Origin of the sequence: Cryptosporangium japonicum (assembly GCF_039524755.1) — a bacterium.
Lineage (GTDB): Bacteria > Actinomycetota > Actinomycetes > Mycobacteriales > Cryptosporangiaceae > Cryptosporangium > Cryptosporangium japonicum.
On the sequence record NZ_BAAAGX010000017.1, the window covers coordinates 192,009 to 207,121 of the forward strand.

At 71.5% G+C, this 15,113-nt stretch carries 17 protein-coding genes; 11 read left to right on the plus strand and 6 right to left on the minus strand.

Going from position 1 to position 15,113, the window contains the following annotated elements; all coding sequences use genetic code 11:
- Nucleotides 1–83: 83 nt before the first annotated feature.
- Entirely contained in the window at nt 84–500 is a 417-nt protein-coding gene (locus ABD437_RS22800) for a globin (RefSeq protein ID WP_344650930.1), read from the minus strand.
- 488 nt (nt 501–988) lie between these two features.
- Here ABD437_RS22800 and ABD437_RS22805 point away from each other — a divergent pair, with 488 nt between their 5' ends.
- On the plus strand, nt 989–1,300 hold the full coding sequence (locus ABD437_RS22805; protein WP_344650931.1) for a hypothetical protein: 312 nt from the start codon (nt 989–991) through the stop codon (nt 1,298–1,300).
- Here ABD437_RS22805 and ABD437_RS22810 read toward each other — a convergent pair.
- The gene (locus ABD437_RS22810) at nt 1,297–2,361 is read right to left on the minus strand and encodes a mechanosensitive ion channel family protein (RefSeq protein WP_344650932.1); all 1,065 of its coding nucleotides are present in this window, start codon (nt 2,359–2,361) and stop codon (nt 1,297–1,299) included. The two genes, ABD437_RS22805 and ABD437_RS22810, sit on opposite strands and share 4 nt — an antisense overlap.
- Before the next feature lie 170 nt (nt 2,362–2,531).
- On the opposite strand from ABD437_RS22810, the gene ABD437_RS22815 reads away from it, so the two are divergent.
- The 4 genes from ABD437_RS22815 (at nt 2,532) to ABD437_RS22830 (ending at nt 5,979) form a co-directional block, all read left to right on the plus strand.
- A complete protein-coding gene (locus tag ABD437_RS22815) occupies nt 2,532–3,050 on the plus strand; it encodes an HNH endonuclease (protein ID WP_344650933.1) in 519 nt (172 codons plus the stop codon).
- A gap of 104 nt (nt 3,051–3,154) precedes the next feature.
- Entirely contained in the window at nt 3,155–5,086 is a 1,932-nt protein-coding gene (locus ABD437_RS22820) for a protein kinase domain-containing protein (RefSeq protein WP_344650934.1), read from the plus strand.
- A 139-nt stretch (nt 5,087–5,225) separates the two neighbouring features.
- Nucleotides 5,226–5,537: an aa3-type cytochrome oxidase subunit CtaJ gene (gene ctaJ / locus ABD437_RS22825; protein ID WP_344650935.1), complete on the plus strand. Its 312-nt coding sequence runs from the start codon at nt 5,226–5,228 to the stop codon at nt 5,535–5,537.
- 49 nt (nt 5,538–5,586) lie between these two features.
- The gene (locus ABD437_RS22830) at nt 5,587–5,979 is read left to right on the plus strand and encodes a DUF5130 family protein (RefSeq protein ID WP_344651011.1); all 393 of its coding nucleotides are present in this window, start codon (nt 5,587–5,589) and stop codon (nt 5,977–5,979) included.
- Nucleotides 5,980–6,199: 220 nt separating this feature from the next.
- Here the strand turns inward: ABD437_RS22830 and pepN are convergent, their stop codons facing one another.
- Nucleotides 6,200–8,743, minus strand: a complete 2,544-nt coding sequence (gene pepN / locus ABD437_RS22835; RefSeq protein WP_344650936.1) for an aminopeptidase N — start codon at nt 8,741–8,743, stop codon at nt 6,200–6,202.
- Nucleotides 8,744–8,968: 225 nt separating this feature from the next.
- Between pepN and ABD437_RS22840 the strand changes: the two genes are divergently transcribed.
- The gene (locus ABD437_RS22840) at nt 8,969–9,595 is read left to right on the plus strand and encodes a mycothiol-dependent nitroreductase Rv2466c family protein (protein WP_344650937.1); all 627 of its coding nucleotides are present in this window, start codon (nt 8,969–8,971) and stop codon (nt 9,593–9,595) included.
- A gap of 2 nt (nt 9,596–9,597) precedes the next feature.
- Here the strand turns inward: ABD437_RS22840 and ABD437_RS22845 are convergent, their stop codons facing one another.
- A complete protein-coding gene (locus ABD437_RS22845; protein ID WP_344650938.1) occupies nt 9,598–10,230 on the minus strand; it encodes a hypothetical protein in 633 nt (210 codons plus the stop codon).
- Nucleotides 10,231–10,345: 115 nt separating this feature from the next.
- On the opposite strand from ABD437_RS22845, the gene ABD437_RS22850 reads away from it, so the two are divergent.
- Genes ABD437_RS22850 through ABD437_RS22860 form a run of 3 tightly spaced genes read left to right on the plus strand, consistent with a single transcriptional unit; the run spans nt 10,346 to nt 12,945 of the window.
- Nucleotides 10,346–11,515, plus strand: a complete 1,170-nt coding sequence (locus tag ABD437_RS22850; RefSeq protein WP_344650939.1) for a DUF1015 family protein — start codon at nt 10,346–10,348, stop codon at nt 11,513–11,515.
- Nucleotides 11,512–12,465 carry an alpha/beta hydrolase gene (locus ABD437_RS22855; RefSeq protein ID WP_344650940.1) on the plus strand — a complete coding sequence of 318 codons (954 nt, stop codon included), beginning with the start codon at nt 11,512–11,514 and terminating at the stop codon, nt 12,463–12,465. The genes ABD437_RS22850 and ABD437_RS22855 overlap by 4 nt, the downstream gene beginning before the upstream one ends.
- Before the next feature lie 12 nt (nt 12,466–12,477).
- Nucleotides 12,478–12,945, plus strand: coding sequence for a ribose-5-phosphate isomerase (locus ABD437_RS22860; RefSeq protein WP_344650941.1), 468 nt, complete (start codon nt 12,478–12,480; stop codon nt 12,943–12,945).
- Here ABD437_RS22860 and ABD437_RS22865 read toward each other — a convergent pair.
- A complete protein-coding gene (locus tag ABD437_RS22865) occupies nt 12,942–13,259 on the minus strand; it encodes a hypothetical protein (RefSeq protein WP_344650942.1) in 318 nt (105 codons plus the stop codon). The two genes, ABD437_RS22860 and ABD437_RS22865, sit on opposite strands and share 4 nt — an antisense overlap.
- Here ABD437_RS22865 and ABD437_RS22870 point away from each other — a divergent pair.
- Nucleotides 13,245–14,039, plus strand: a complete 795-nt coding sequence (locus ABD437_RS22870) for an Fpg/Nei family DNA glycosylase (protein WP_344650943.1) — start codon at nt 13,245–13,247, stop codon at nt 14,037–14,039. The two genes, ABD437_RS22865 and ABD437_RS22870, sit on opposite strands and share 15 nt — an antisense overlap.
- Here the strand turns inward: ABD437_RS22870 and ABD437_RS22875 are convergent.
- Nucleotides 14,025–14,423, minus strand: a complete 399-nt coding sequence (locus ABD437_RS22875) for an ATP-binding protein (protein ID WP_344651012.1) — start codon at nt 14,421–14,423, stop codon at nt 14,025–14,027. The genes ABD437_RS22870 and ABD437_RS22875 overlap by 15 nt on opposite strands.
- Before the next feature lie 268 nt (nt 14,424–14,691).
- On the opposite strand from ABD437_RS22875, the gene ABD437_RS22880 reads away from it, so the two are divergent.
- Complete coding sequence (locus tag ABD437_RS22880) at nt 14,692–15,069, plus strand: hypothetical protein (protein WP_344650944.1); 378 nt, start codon at nt 14,692–14,694, stop codon at nt 15,067–15,069.
- The last annotated feature ends 44 nt before the right edge of the window (nt 15,070–15,113 follow it).

A 15,113-nucleotide genomic window follows, 5' to 3' on the forward strand; every position in this document is an offset into this window, starting at 1 on the left:
CCCCCGGGGTTCCGGAATCGTTTCAGAGCCCCCATGCTGCCAGAGGCCCGCGGAGGTCTAGTCCTTACCCCGCTGCGGCGGGCTCAAATCTGGGCGGCGCGGCCCTGCTGGATGTCCTCGATGTGGTTGACCATGAAGTCCGCGGCCCGGACGAAGTACTCCCAGATCGTGGCGTCGTACTCGGCCGGCAGCGCGATCTCGTCCATCGCGTCACGCATGCGGCTCAGCCAGGCGTCACGCTCGGCGACCCCGACGCGGAACGGCGCGTGACGCATCCGCAGCCGGGGGTGTCCGCGCTGCTCGGAGTAGGTGCGCGGGCCGCCCCAGTACTGCATGAGGAAGAGCCGGAAACGCTCCTCGGCCGGCCCCAGGTCCTCTTCCGGGTAGAGCGGCCGGAGCACCTGGTCCTCGGCGACACCGCGGTAGAACGCGGCCACCAGCCGGTGGAACGTGTCGTCCCCACCGACCGCCTCGTAGAAGTCCGGCGAAGGCTGCGTCATGTCTCCATCCTGCCACCCGTTCCGACGCTCGTTCGCAGGCGTTCGGCCAGTCCGGCTCCGTCCGGGCACCGCCTCTCCACCCTCGGCGGCACAATCGGCGCTCGGACGCAGGGGCGCGGGGGAGGCGGTCTCCGGAATGCGGGTCTTTCTCAGCCGTACCGCGGAATTCGGCCGGATCGGTGGCTGGAGTACGAGGCCGCGGCGGCCGCGGGTCTCATCCGGCTGGATGCTTGACCTGCTGCGACGCCAAGGGCTTGCCGATGAGGACGAAGTGGCTCGAACCCGATCGGACTTCGAGGACGGGCGGGCTCCCGAAGCCATCGACCGGCTGCACACGATCGAGGCGCGGAGGCCGAAACTCCCGGATCCTGGAACCGCGTGCCGAAGTCACTTCAGGGGAGGCTCTCCGGGTCGGGATCGAGCAGGCCATGGCCTCCGAGTTCCGCCGACGCCTCCTGGGTCGGGTCCGAGGCGACATCGATCGGGTAGTGACATCACAGGACGCCGCCGCCGCGCTCAAGCTCCTGGTGCTGGCCATCGGGCAGACCGGGGGACGGCCGTATCGCGCCGCGTTCGAAGCGGTGGCCCGCGGGGCGCTCCTCGACTCCGCGCGTCGGCGTCGAGCGGCCGACGACGTCGCGGCGGACGTGGCCCGTGCGCTCGAGCACCGGCAGCTCGAGGTCGAGCACGCCGTCGGTGTCCTCGCGACGATGGCTGTCGAGGCGATCGAAGCTGATCGTCACACCTGGCAGGAGTTCTCGGCCGTGCTGCGACGCCTGGAGCAGCTCACCCGCGCTTAGGCCGGCGGCGCCGGGATGGGAGCGATGCCCGAGGTGATCTCGGCGGCGGCCAGGTCGGTGCTGATGCGGGCGCGCAGCTCGCGGGCCACCCGCCACTGGGCCGCGGTCGTGGTGCGGACGGTGACGCGCAGCATGAGGCCGGTCGCCGTCATCTGGTCGACGCCGAGCACCTCCGGCGGGGCGAGCAGGTCGTCCTTGAACTCCTCTTCCTCGGTGAGCCGGGACGCCGCCTCGGTGAGCACCTCGTGGGCCCTCTCCAGGTCGGTGCCGAACGGCATCGGGACGTCGATGACGACCTGCGCCCAGCCCTGGCTCTTGTTGCCCACCCGCAGGATCTCGCCGTTGCGGATGTACCAGACCACGCCCCGGACGTCGCGCACGGTGGTGATCCGCAGCCCCACGCCCTCCACGGTGCCGCTGGCCTCACCCAGATCGACGATGTCGCCGACGCCGTACTGGTCCTCGAGGATCATGAAGATGCCGGAGAGGTAGTCACGCACCAGCGACTGGGCGCCGAAACCGAGCGCCACACCGGCGATACCGGCACTGGCCACCAGCGGCGCCAGGTTGATGTCGAACAACCCGAGAATCGTCGAACCGGCGACGACCAGGATGATCACCGACGTCACGCTGCGCAGCACCGAGCCGAGCGTGCTCGCCCGCTGGGCCCGCCGTTCGCTCATCAGCCCCGACGCCAGCAGCGCCGACTCGGCCTTCTCCCGGAACGGGCGGAGGATCCGCGGCTTCTTCTTCGGCTTGCCGTCCGGCGTCGCCGCCTCGGCGTCGCCGTTCCCGACCGAGGTGATCGCCCTGATCGTCCGGTAGATCACCCAGCGGATCAGCATCGCGACGACGACGATCACCACGATCGTCAGCGGCTTCGCGAGCAGCCACTCCGACGCGTTCGCCAGCCACCGGCTCTCGGTCGAGTCCCACACCCACTTGCAGACCGAACCCTCGTTTTCTTTGCCGAGGGCGCAGCTGGGGGTGACGTTGTCGTCCAGGAAGCTGGGCCACTTCTCGAACCACGAGGGGACGGCGGCGGGAAGACGGAAACTCACGTGTTCTTGGTACAGCACCCGGCTGGGTGGCGTGCCCACCACCCTGGGGACGGATCAGGACGAACCCGTCCGCGTACGCGACTGTGACGAAGAACGGATTCAGTACCTCCCGGATCATGCGTGCAGAACCGCGTCTGGTAAGCGATCATTGCGGCAGCGGAGGTGATCCGATGCCTGGTACAGCCGTATCGCTGGTACTCAATGCCACGTACGAACCATTGTGCGTGGTACCAGTACGGCGTGCTGCCGTACTGGTACTCACCGACAAGGCCGTCCCCGTGACCGAGGGGGACGGCCTTCTTCGTTCCACGACCACAGTTGTGATCGCACCGGCCGTCGTCCGGCTCACGCGTTTCGTCAAGGTGCCGTTCCGGGGTCAGGTGTCCCTGACCCGGCGGGCGATCTTCGCCCGGGACGGTGGGCGCTGCGCGTACTGCACCTCGTCGGCGACGACGATCGACCACGTGATGCCGCGCAGCCGGGGTGGCCGGCACGTGTGGGAGAACGTGGTCGCCGCGTGCACCCGGTGCAATCACGTCAAGGCCGACCGGACGCTCGCGGAGCTCGGCTGGCGCCTGCGCCGCCGCCCCGCCGCGCCCACCGGTGTGGCCTGGCGCGTCCTCGGCCATCGCACGCCCGACCCCCTCTGGTACACGTGGCTGGACATCCCGGAGCAAGCCTCGGCGTAGCTAAGGGGAAACCCTGAGCTTGTCGTCCTTCGGTCGCAGAGAGCCCGGGGACTGGGGTCGTGTAGGTACCGTAGGGGTTCCTGGCGATTCAGAGGACGGCGCAAATGACCAGTGTGGGAGCGGACACCGTCGACCTGGTCTGCGGGCCGGACGGACCGCTTCCCGAGGGGCGTCAGCGGTACCGGCTGACCGGTCGGCTGGGCTCCGGCGGGCAGGCGGACGTGTTCCGCGGCGTGCGGCTCTCCAGCGGCGTGCGTTCGGCGCCGGTGACCGTGAAGGTGTTCCGGGAGGACCACCGCCGGCCCGTGCTCGACCAGATGCGCTCCTGGGACAAGGGCGACGCGGTCCTGATGGACCTCAACACCCGCGACGTGCCCGGCATCTGCCTGCGTGTCGACGGTTTCTACGGCGCGCCGCCGGTCGCCGCGAACGCCACGTCCGTGCTCGGGTCGAGCACCGACCGGCGGATCCCGTACCAGGTCCTGGACTACCTGCCCGGCCACACGCTGCTGCAGCACGTGGCCAAGCAGGCCGGCGGCGAGGCCGTTCCGCGGCTCGACGGCCCGGCGGTGCTCACCACGCTCGCACGCACGATCGCGCTGCTGCACCGGCCGGCCGACCGCGGTGACACGCCCGTGCTGCACATGGACGTCAAGCCGGCGAACGTGCTGGTGCTGCCCAGCGGCGAGATCCGGCTCATCGACTTCACCGCGGCCCGCTACCACGACCCGCAGCACATCACGACGATCGCGCACACGCCCGAGTCCGCCGGGCCGGAGGCGTTCACCGGCGTGGTCGGGCCCTCGTACGACGTGCACGGGTTCGGCTCGGTCGCCTACCACCTGGTCACCGGCTGGCTGCCCCGCGCCGACCGGGCGACGTCGCACTACGACGGTGCGCTGGTGGCCCCGGGCGCGCTGCGCCGTCATCCGCTGCTGGACGCCAACCCGGCGCTCGCCGCCCACCTGCTGGCGCCGCTCGACGACAACCCGGGCAACCGTCCGCTCAGCTCGGAGCTGGTCAACTGGGTCTCGACGCTGGCGCGGCTGGCCTCGGCGGTGCCGGCGGCGAGCACGCACGTCGACTGGGTCGCCGGTGCGGCCGCGGGGCCCACCCCCACGCGCGTCGAGCGCATCCCGCCCCAGGCGCCGTCCGCGCCTGCCGCGCGGGCGTCCGCGCCGATCCGCGGCGCCGCCAAGGTGGGCACCGCCGCCGTGGGTGGGGCCGCGGCCGCAGCTCCCTACGCGGCCGCCGCGCCGGCGTCCGGTGGCCCGGCGTACGGGTCCGTCTACGGGGCGCCCGCCGCCGGCCCGGCCGCGTACGGAGCGCAGGCTCCGCGGCCGCCCGCGCCGTCGGCTCCCTCGTCGGGCGGGCCCGCGTACGGCGCCTCGCGCCCCAACCCGACCGCGCCGCTGCCGGACATCGCCGCCGTGAACGCGCCCCGGTCGGGCCCACCCAAAACCACCGCGATGCCCCGCTATTCGGACGCCAACGAGCCGCAGTCCGGCCCGCCGGCCGGGCCGAAGATCCGCAGCGGGGTGGCGAAGGTCGGCCCGCGCCAGCCGGGCGTCGACGACGTGGACAACTCCCGGCGTCGCCGCGACGACGGCCACGACCAGCACGGCGGTGGCCAGGCCGCGCCCGCCCAGCAGCAGCCCGCCGGCCCGCTGCGCCGGAGCGGCAAGAAGTACACGACGTTCGCGACGGTCGTCGCCGCGGCCGGCTGGCTGCTCTGGCTGGCCACGGTCGCGATCATCAGCGGCGCCGACACCGGCGAACCGATCACCGCGGCGATCCTCGTCGTCGTGGCCGCGTTCGCGGTGTGGTGGCTGGTGCGTCTCGGCGGCCACCTGATCCGTTCCACGCTCGAGCGGGGCGCACGTCGCAGCACGTTCGTGCAGAACGCCGTGACCGGCACGTTCATCCTGCTGTGCGGGTTGTTCTTCGCCACCCGCGGCGTCAGCAACTTCTCCGACGTCGGAGCGATGATCAGCGAGTGGTGGTCGAACCTGTGGGACAGCATCTGGCCGTTCTGACGGTCCATTACCGACCGCCTACGGCGAGGTGAGAACCGGGCCCACCGCGGACACCCTTGACATGCGGTGGCACCGCCCTCCGCTACCGTAAGCGGCGTCCACACGTCCGCTCGCTCGTGAGAGAGAGTGAGAGCTCCCGATGTCCGTGCTGGAGACCACACTCGTCTTCGTCCTGATCCCCCTGGCGGTGGCGGGCGTCCTGGCGCTGCTGACGCTCGGCGTCGGTGGCGGCAATCGCACGCCGCGTTACCGGCCCGGTATGCCGTTCGAGTTCACGCCGGTGTGGTTCCTGTCGGCCCCGCCGACCGGCCTGTCCGTCAACGGTCGGCAGCCGGCACTGGAGCGGGCCGCAGCACCCGGTGTGCTGCAGTCCGGTGGTGTCATCGACCGGCCTGACACGGTGTCGGTCGCCAACTCCGGTCCGAAGGGAGGGGCACGTGGCACCTGGTGACTCCCCGGAGATCCCGGCCTCGCAGCTCACGTCCAGCCAGCTCACGTCCATCGCGAACGGTGCGGCCGCGGCCGGCCCGTTCAGTTCGCGTCAGTTGTTCCGCATCGACGAGGCGCTCACCGCCGCTGACCGGGAGACCGGGCTGACGTTCAGCGTGTACGTGGGCGGGCTCGAGGAGCCGCTGCGCGCCAGCGCCGAGACGATGCTCGACGCACTGCCGGCGCCGGAGGACTCGGTGCTGCTCGCGGTATCGCCCAACCAGCGCGCGCTGGAGATCGTCACCGGCATCCGCGCCGCCAAGCGCATCCCCGACCGCGCCTGCGAACTGGCCGGCATGTCCATGCGAGCCGCCTTCCAGGGCGGCGACCTGGCCGGCGGCATCGTCACCGGCCTCCGCATGCTGGCGGACCGGGCCGGCACCCCCCGCCCCGCCTCGCGCTGACCGGCCCGGCCGTGCGGCGACCGGTGTCCGCGCCGGCGCAGTAGCTCACACCACCGCAGCTCCCAGCCCTGTGCTGGGAGCTGCGGTGGTCTGAGCGCCATGCACACCCCCGGCCACCGGAGGGTGGGCGCGCGCCACGCACGGATCGGCGGGGCGTTTCGGCCGCAACGAGTGAGCGCCGGTTGCGGAAGCAACCGGCGCTCACCCTGCAGGCGTAGATCTACGAAGTGGCGGACGCGTCGCAGGCGCGGGCCCGTAGCGCTCGGACCAGCCGGTCCTTGCCTTCCACCACCAGGCGGCGCAGCGCCGGCGGGTGGTCGGCCTGGGCCAGCCACGCGTCCGTGCGGGCCACCGTGTCCTCGCTCACCGCCCACGCCGGGTAGAGCAGCACCGCGACGTTCTGGGCGACCTCGCTGGTGCGGCGGGCCCAGACGTCGGAGACCGTGGCGAAGAACCGCTCGACGTACGGCTCGAGCAGCGCGGCCTGGTCGGGGTGGCCGAAGCCGCGGATCACCGAGAGGCCGACCTGGTTGGGGATCGTATCGTCCTCGGTGGCCAGGTGCCACGCGGCGGCCTTGGCCTCGGCGGTGGGCACGAGCGCCCGCGCGGTGGCGGCTTCCTTGCTGCCCTGGTCGGTGTTGTCGCGCTCGAGCTCGGCGGTGATCTCCGCCTCGCCCGCGGCGCCCCTGGCGACCAGCGACTGGAGGAAGTCCCAGCGCAGCTCGGTGTCGACCTCCAGGCCGGGGACGACCTCGGTGCCGTCGAGCAGGCCGCGCAGCACCGCGATGTTCTCGTCGGTGCGTGCGGTGCCGGCGAACGTGCGTGCCCACACCAGCTGGACGTCGCTGCCGGGCTCGGCGGCACGCAGCCGTTCGAGCGCCGCTTCGGCGACCATCGCGTAGCCGGTGGGCGCCCAGGACGGGTCGGCGTAGGACGCCAGCGCGGCGCGGGCCTGACGCAGCTGCGTCTCGACGACGCTGATCGTCGACTCGGCGGCGAGGCCGTTGAGCACCAGCCGCACGTAGTCGCGGGTGGGCAGCTCCGCGTCGCGGCACATGTCCCAGGCGGTGGCCCAGAGCAGCGAGCGGGGCAGCGACTCGGTGAACCCGCCGATGTGGTCGACGACGGTGCTCAGCGACCGCTCGTCGAGGCGGATCTTCGCGTACGTCAGGTCGTCGTCGTTGAGCAGCACGACGGCCGGCGGCGTCTCGCCGACCAGGTCGTCGATCTCGGTGCGCGCGCCGTGGATGTCGGTCTCGACGCGGCGGCGGCGGATCAGCTTGCCGGTGGACTCCGACAGGTCGTACAGGCCGATCGCGATGCGGTGCGCGCGGAGCGTGCCGTGCTCGGCCATGCCTTCCTGGGTGACCGCGAACGAGGCGTACGTGCCGTCGGGTGCGAGCGTGAACGAAGGCCGCAGCGTGTTGACCCCCGCGGTCTCCAGCCACTGCGCCGACCAGTTCGACAGGTCGCGGCCGCTGGCCTCGGTGAGCGCGGTGAGCAGGTCGGCGAGCGTCGTGTTGCCGAACGCGTGGGCCTTGAAGTACGAGCGCAGACCGGAGACGAACTCGTCTTCGCCGACGAACGCCACCAGCTGCTTGAGGACGCTGGCGCCCTTGGCGTACGTGATGCCGTCGAAGTTGACCTCGACCGCCTGCATGTCGGGGATGTCGGCGGCGATCGGGTGGGTGGAGGACAGCTGGTCCTGCCGGTAGCCCCAGCCCTTGCGGTCGGTGCAGAACGCCGCCCACGAGTCGGTGAAGCGGGTGCCGCCGGCCGCGGCCCAGTGCGCCGCCCACTCGGCGAACGACTCGTTCAGCCAGAGGTCGTCCCACCAGCGCATCGTGACGAGATCGCCGAACCACATGTGGGCCATCTCGTGCAGGATCGTGTTGGCCCGGTTCTCCCGGACGTAGTCGGTGACCTTGCCGCGGAAGATGTAGGACTCGGTGATCGTGACGCAGCCGGCGTTCTCCATCGCGCCCGCGTTGAACTCCGGGACGATCAGCTGGTCGTACTTCCCGAACGGGTAGCGCACGCCGAAGTGCTCGTGGAAGAAGTCGAACCCCTGCTTGGTGATCTCGAAGATCTCGTCGGGGTCGAGGAAGTCCTTGAGCGAGCGACGGCAGTACAGGCCGAGCGGGATGTCGTCGTGCTGGTCGGTGACCTTGTGGTACGGGCCGGCGACCAGCGCGGTGATGTAGGTGGACATCCGCGCGGTCGGCGGGAACTTCCGCACCGCCCCGACCTTCTCGGGCGTCGTGTTCGACACGACCTCCCAGTGCTCGGGCGCCGTGACCTCGAACGTGAACGTCGCCTTGAGGTCGGGCTGGTCGAAGCAGGCGTAGACGCGCTTGGCGTCGCCGGTCTCGAACTGCGAGTACAGGTAGACCTCGTCGTCGACCGGGTCGACGAAGCGGTGCAGGCCCTCGCCGGTGTTCATGTACAGGCAGTCCGCGTCGACGACGAGGACGTTGTCCGCCTGCAGGTCGTGCAGTTCGAGCCCCTTCTCGGGGTCGTAGCCGCTGACGTCCAGCGTCGTGCCGTTCAGCGTCGCCGAACGGACGGTTCTTGCGATGAGGTCGATGAACGTGCTGGCGCCGGGTCGTCTGGCGCTGAACTTGACCTCGGTGACCGAACGGAACGTGTCGGTTCCGGGCTTACCGGTGCCATCGGTCAGGTCGAGCGTGACGTGGTACGACGCGACCTCGAGAAGATCTCCGCGTTCCCTGGCTTCGCCGAGGGTGAGATTGGTACCGGCCAACTGTCGGGTACTCCTTCGCCGCTCCGATTCGCAGAGGACGCGGTCCGCGTCCTCGAGCCGTGCCAATGAGTCTCCCACGCAGGCGGGGCGGTAAACGATGCGCCGGAGACCAGTGCTGCACCAGGTGTTTACGCAGCTCTCAAGGGAAACGTACGCCGCAGGGCGGGAATACCCCGGTGTGGGTAGGGGCTCTCGTTCGGTGAGTTCATTTCACGAGGAGGATCGATGAGCGAGCAGAGGATCCCGGTCGATTTCTGGTTCGATCCGCTGTGTCCGTGGGCGTGGATGACGTCGCGCTGGGTGCTGGAGGCGGCGACGATGCGCCCGCTGGACGTCACGTTCCACGTCATGAGCCTGGCCGTGCTCAACGAGGGCCGGGACCTGCCGGCGGAGTACGCCGAGATGATGACGAAGGCGTGGGGGCCGGTGCGGGTCGTCATCGCCGCCGAGCAGGCGCACGGCAACGAGGTGGTGCTGCCGCTGTACACCGCGCTCGGCAACCGCATCCACCTGCAGAAGGTCGAGCTGGACGACCCCGCGCTGCTCGTCGACGCGCTGCGCGAGGTCGGGCTCCCGGAGTCGCTCGCCGAGGCCGCCACGTCCACCGAGTACGACGAGGCGTTGAAGAAGTCGCACCACGCCGGCATGGACCCGGTGGGCATGGACGTCGGCACGCCGGTCATCCACGTGCCCGGGCCCGATGGACCGGTGGCGTTCTTCGGGCCGGTCGTGACGCCGGCGCCGAAGGGTGAGGCCGCGGCCCGCCTCTGGGACGGCGCGGTGCTGGTGGCGTCGGTGCCGGGCTTCTACGAGCTCAAGCGCACGCGTACCCAGGGCCCGATCTTCGACTAGGGCTAGAGGCCCAGGCGGCTCATCTCCAGCTTGGCGAGGGCCGCCACCGCCTCGGGGTGGCCCGACCGCCAGGCCTCGCCGGGGTCGACCTCGAGGCGGCGGGCCACTCGGATCACCTCGGACAGCGGCTGGTGCGCCAGCGCGCGCAACGCGAAGAACGACGCGTCGGCGCCGCCACGCACCAGCCGCCTGGCCGCGGTGGCCTCCCGCGACCACCGCCACCGCCGCGCCACCCACCAGAGCACGATCAGGATCGGGATCGCCGCCGCGATGATGCCGCTGACCAGCGCGGCCCGCTCGATCGTGTCGTGCAGCGTCCGGCCGGCCTCGGCGACCTGCAGACCGGCGCCGGCGGCCCGGTCGAACGGTTCCCGGAGGTCGTCGCCGACCCCGGGGATGCGCCCCACCTGTTTGCCGGCGTTCGAGAGCCCGCCGCTGAAGCCGTTGCCCGCCGACTGCAGGGTCTCGCCGGGTGCGGCGAGTTTGGAGATCTGGTCGTCGACCCATCCCTGCAGACGGATGGCCCACCACACCAGGCCCACCGCGATCAAGTCCCCGACGAGCTGCCGTACGGCCTGACCGGTACGTGCGGAGTAGAGCACCGGGGCCGTGCGGGGGGCGACGGACTTACTCATGGGGGTTCCTCCTCCAAGGCGGGACTTAACCCATAGCGCACGTCCCCAAGACGCGGCGCGCCCATACCTAGTGAGGAGATGCTCGGTGCGCACGACACGCGGTAGCCTCGGGGCAATGAGTGCAATACACCCCATACCGGTTGGATGGGTGTCGACCGGAGGAACAGGCGCACAGAACTACGACGAGTTCGCCGACGACGCGGAAATCACGGCGTTGGTGGCCGGCAACCCCGACTCCATGCTCGGGGTGGAGATGCCGCACCGGACGCCGGACGCGGTCGCCGACGGACTCGACTTCGCCGCCGCGCTGCCGACCGCGGTCACGCGGCTGCGCAGCCTCGTGGACCGCGGGAAGTTGGCGCCGTTCACCGAGGCGATCGCCGTCTACCGGATCGGTACGGACTTCCTGGGGATGTTCTGCCTCGTCGACACCGCCGAGATCGGTGGCGGGCGGGTGATCCGCAACGAGGAGGTGTTCGCCGCGAAGGTGGCCGAGCGCACCGCGCTGATCCGCGCGCTGGGTGCGCTGACCAGCCCCGTCCTGCTCGTGCAGGCCTCCGACTCGCTGCGCGCGGCGCTGACCTCGCTGACGCTGGGGGAGCCGGCCGTCTCGGACACCGACCAGCACGGTCAGACGCACTCCGTGTGGCTGGTCGGCCCGGGCGCCGACCAGGACCGCCTGATCGCGGCCGCCGACGTCGGCGAGCTCGTCGTCGCCGACGGCAACCACCGCAGCCTCGCGGCCCAGGAGGCCGGGCTCCCACGCTTCCTCGCCGTGGTGGCCCCGGCGTCGTCCGCGTCGATCCAGCCCTACCAGCGGCTCCTGCGGCGGCTGCCGATGCCGGTGGCCGAGGTGCTGGACGGGCTGCGTGCCGCCGGCTGCGGCGTCGACGCCGTGGACGGGCGCCCGGCCACGCCGCCGCGGGGAACCGTCGTGCTCTACGCCGAGGGCCGCACCTACGAGGTGAAGCTGCCCGCCGTCGCCGGTGACACCGTCGACCGGATCGACCACACGGTCGTCGAGCAGCTGCTGATCCGCCAGGTCCTGGGCCTGACCCCGGACGACCCGGCGATCTCCTACGTCGGCGGTGACTACCCGGCGAGCTGGCTGGCCGCCGAGGTCGACGCCGGACGCGCGGAACTCGCCGTCCTGCTCGCGCCGGTGACCGTCGAGGACTTCGTGGCGGTCAACCTCGAGCGGGCGACGATGCCGCGCAAGAGCACGTGGTTCACCCCGAAAGCCCGGACGGGTCTCGTCCTCGCGGATCTGGAGATGCCTACATGAATCTGCACCCGCAAGCCGTTGCGGACCTCGCCAGCGAAGCCATCCCGGACGGCCCGGTGCCGGAGCCGACGCTCGCGGACATCGCCGCCGCCCGCGCCGCGGAGAACGACAACGCGCCGGTGCTCGGCGGCCCGCCGGCGCCGGTGGCGATCGTCGTCGACCTGGAGGCCGACGGCGTCCCGATCCGGCTCTACAACCCCCGCGGCGGGCGGGGCACGCCGGTGATGTTCTTCCTGCACGGCGGCGGCTGGGTCGGCGACAGCCTGGTCACCCACGACGCCACCTGCCGGCGGCTGGCCAACCGGTCGCACTGCGCGGTGGTGGCGATCGACTACCGGCTCGCGCCCGAGTACCCGTGGCCGGCGCAGGTCGAGGACGCCGTGCACGCGCTCGCCTGGGTGCGCGACCACGCCGACGAGCTCGGTCTGGACATCAGCCGCACCGCGGTGGTCGGCGACTCGGCGGGGGCGACGCTGGCCGCGATCCTGGCCCGCCGCGCCCGCGACGCGCACGTCGGGTTCGACTTCCAGGCGCTGATCTACCCGCCGGTGGAGCCGTTCGCCGAGCCGCCGCTCGGCCCCGACCCGCAGGACGGCACCGAGCACGGGCTGAGCGTCGGCGAGATGAACTGGGCCTGGAAGACCTGGCTCGGCGGCGCCGACCCCGACAACGAGGACATCGCCCCGGCACGCATCAAGGACATGGCCGGGCTGCCGCCGACGCTCATCGTCACGGCCGAGTTCGACGTGCTGCGCGACGGCGCGGAAGCCTTCGGCGAGGCGCTCGCCGGCGCGGGCGTGCCGGTGGTCACGACCCGGTACCTCGGGGTGCCGCACGGGTTCTTCCGGCGGCTGGCGGTGTACGACGCCTCGCGGGCCGCTGTCGACCAGGTGGCCGCCGCGGTGAAGGACGTGCTGGACCCGATCGCATTCCCCGTGCAGGTTTCTTGAGAGGATGCGGGCATGCGCGTCTACCTTGGCTCCGACCACGCCGGATTCGAGCTGAAGCAGCACCTGGTCGAACACCTCACGAAGTCCGGTCACGACGTCGTCGACGTCGGCCCGCACCAGTACGACGCGGAGGACGACTACCCGCCGTTCTGCCTGGACGCGGCGCGGAAGGTCGTCGCCGACCCGGGCAGCCTCGGCGTCGTGATCGGCGGGTCGGGCAACGGCGAGCAGATCGCGGCGAACAAGGTGCCCGGCGTGCGTGCCGCCCTGGCCTGGAACATCGAGACCGCGCAGCTGACCCGGCTGCACAACGACGCGAACGTCGTCGGCGTCGGGGCCCGGATGCACTCGGTCGAGGACGCCACCGCGATCGTCGACGCGTTCCTCGGTACCGCGTTCAGCGGCGAGGCCCGCCACGCCCGCCGGATCGAGATCCTGGCCGACTTCGAGCGCACCGGGAACTACCCGCCGCTGCCCTAGTTCGCCGGCTTGATGCCGGGCGGCAGGTTTTCGGTGGGGACGTACTGGCGGCGGACGAGCACCACCTCGCGTTCGGCCGCGGCCAGGTCCTCGTCGGTCGGCCGGGACGCGTCACGGGCGCGGAGAGCGGCGTGCGTGCTCAGCTGTGACGGGCCGGCGCCGACGAGCCCGCGCAGCACCTTGTCGTCGGACGGCTGCTCGGGCCGGGGAGGCTCGGGCGCCTCGACGTGCCGTTCGCGCCGGCGTCTTGCACGATGGCGGTGGGTTTCGATGGGGAGCCCCCAGGAGCGAGGAGAAGCGTGCCCGAAGGTCACACGATCCACCGGCTGGCCCGACGGCACAAGCGGTTGTTCGGCGGCGCGGTGGTGGGGGCCTCGAGCCCGCAGGGACGCTTCGACGCCGGCGCCGCCGCCCTGGACGGGCTGACGCTGCGCGGCACCGACGCCCACGGCAAGCACCTCTTCCACGACTACGGTGACCGCTGGCTCCACGTCCACCTGGGCCTGTACGGGACGTTCCGCGACGGCGCCGGTGAGCCGCCCGCGGTGCGCGGGCAGATCCGGCTGCGGCTGACCGGAGGGCGCAAGCAGCCGGCCTGGGCCGAGCTGCGTGGGCCGACGGCCTGCGAGGTGCTCGACGACGGCGCGCGCGACGCGTTACTGGCCCGGCTCGGCCCCGACCCGCTCCGCTCGGACGCCGAGCCCGACCTGGCCTGGCAGCGCATCAGCCGCAGCCGCACGTCGATCGGCGCTCTGTTGATGCGTCAGGACGTGCTCTCCGGTGTCGGCAACGTCTACCGCGCCGAGGCGCTGTTCCGCGGCGGGATCGACCCGTACCGGTCCGGTCGGGACGTCTCCCGGGCGGAGTGGGACGCCATCTGGGCGGACCTGGTCACGATGATGACCGACGGGGTGCGGGCCGGGCGCATCCGCACGCTGCGACCGGAGGACAAGGTCCGGGAACCACCCGGCCGGGGCGCCGGCCGGTACGTGTACCACCGGGCCGCGCAGCCGTGCCGGATCTGTGGGACGCCGGTGCTGACCGCCGTGGTCGAGGGACGGAACCTGTTCTGGTGCCCGCTATGCCAGAAGTGAGGTCTTGACCCCCAGCTCGAACCAGATCCGCTTACCCGGGCGCGCCGGGCCCTGCGGTTCGACCCCCCAGCGGTCGGACATCGCGTTCACCAGCGCGAGGCCGCGTCCGGACGTCGCGTCGGGGTCGAAGCCGCCCATCCGCGGCGGCTCGAACGCGTCGTCGTGCACCTCGATCCGGACGCGGCTGCGGTCGCCCGCGGTGACGATCAGCACGCGGGCCCGCGAGCGCGCGTGCACCACGGCGTTCGTCACCAGTTCGGTGACCAGCAGCTCGGCCGCGTCCACCAGTTCGACGTCGGCGTGCGGACCGAGCGTGTCGGCCACGAACCGCCGCGCCAGCCGCGGGCTGCGTGCTACGGGTTCGAGCTCGATCAGGGCGCGGATCGGGCACCTCCTCGGGTCGCGCTATCGAACTGTGACGGACGCGGCTTCTAGCCGGTTAGTTCCTAGTTTGCCGCTTTGTCATACCTCAACCCGACCCGGGTCGGTCGCGGCTGTCTGAGACCGGACAAACATGGACTCTTGAACGGTACGGAGAGAGATGTGACATATACGAAACCCGCTGGACGTTCTGACGTCGCTCAGCCCGGGTAGGCAGGGAAAAGCTCGAGTGGTGGGCCCACGTGGTCCACCAGGAAGAAGAGGAAACCTGATGCGGGACCACGTCATCGTGAAGAACGAACGCCGGGCCCTGGTGGCTTACTCGACGAACACTCAACCCATCGCCGGCCCGGAATTCGGTCGCTTCCTCCGTGGTGCGGAAGCGGCTCTCGACTGGGCGACGGGCGCCACGGCGACCGCACCGGTCGGCCCGGGCACCGGCCCGGCCGACGCCGCGCTCATCGCGGCCGAGATCGAACTGTGCGACGTCCTGCTCGCCGGGACGGCGTCGGCGCTGACGACCGTGCGGAACGACCCGCACTACGTCAACGGCGTCGAGCACGCCCTGCGGTGGCTGCTGGAGCTCGAGGCCGAGCCGCCGGTGCCGCTCACCGAGGACACCGCGCCGGTGGCCGTCCCGGCGGCTTGATCGACGCAACGAGTTTGCCGCCGGCCGACCTGGGAATATGCCTC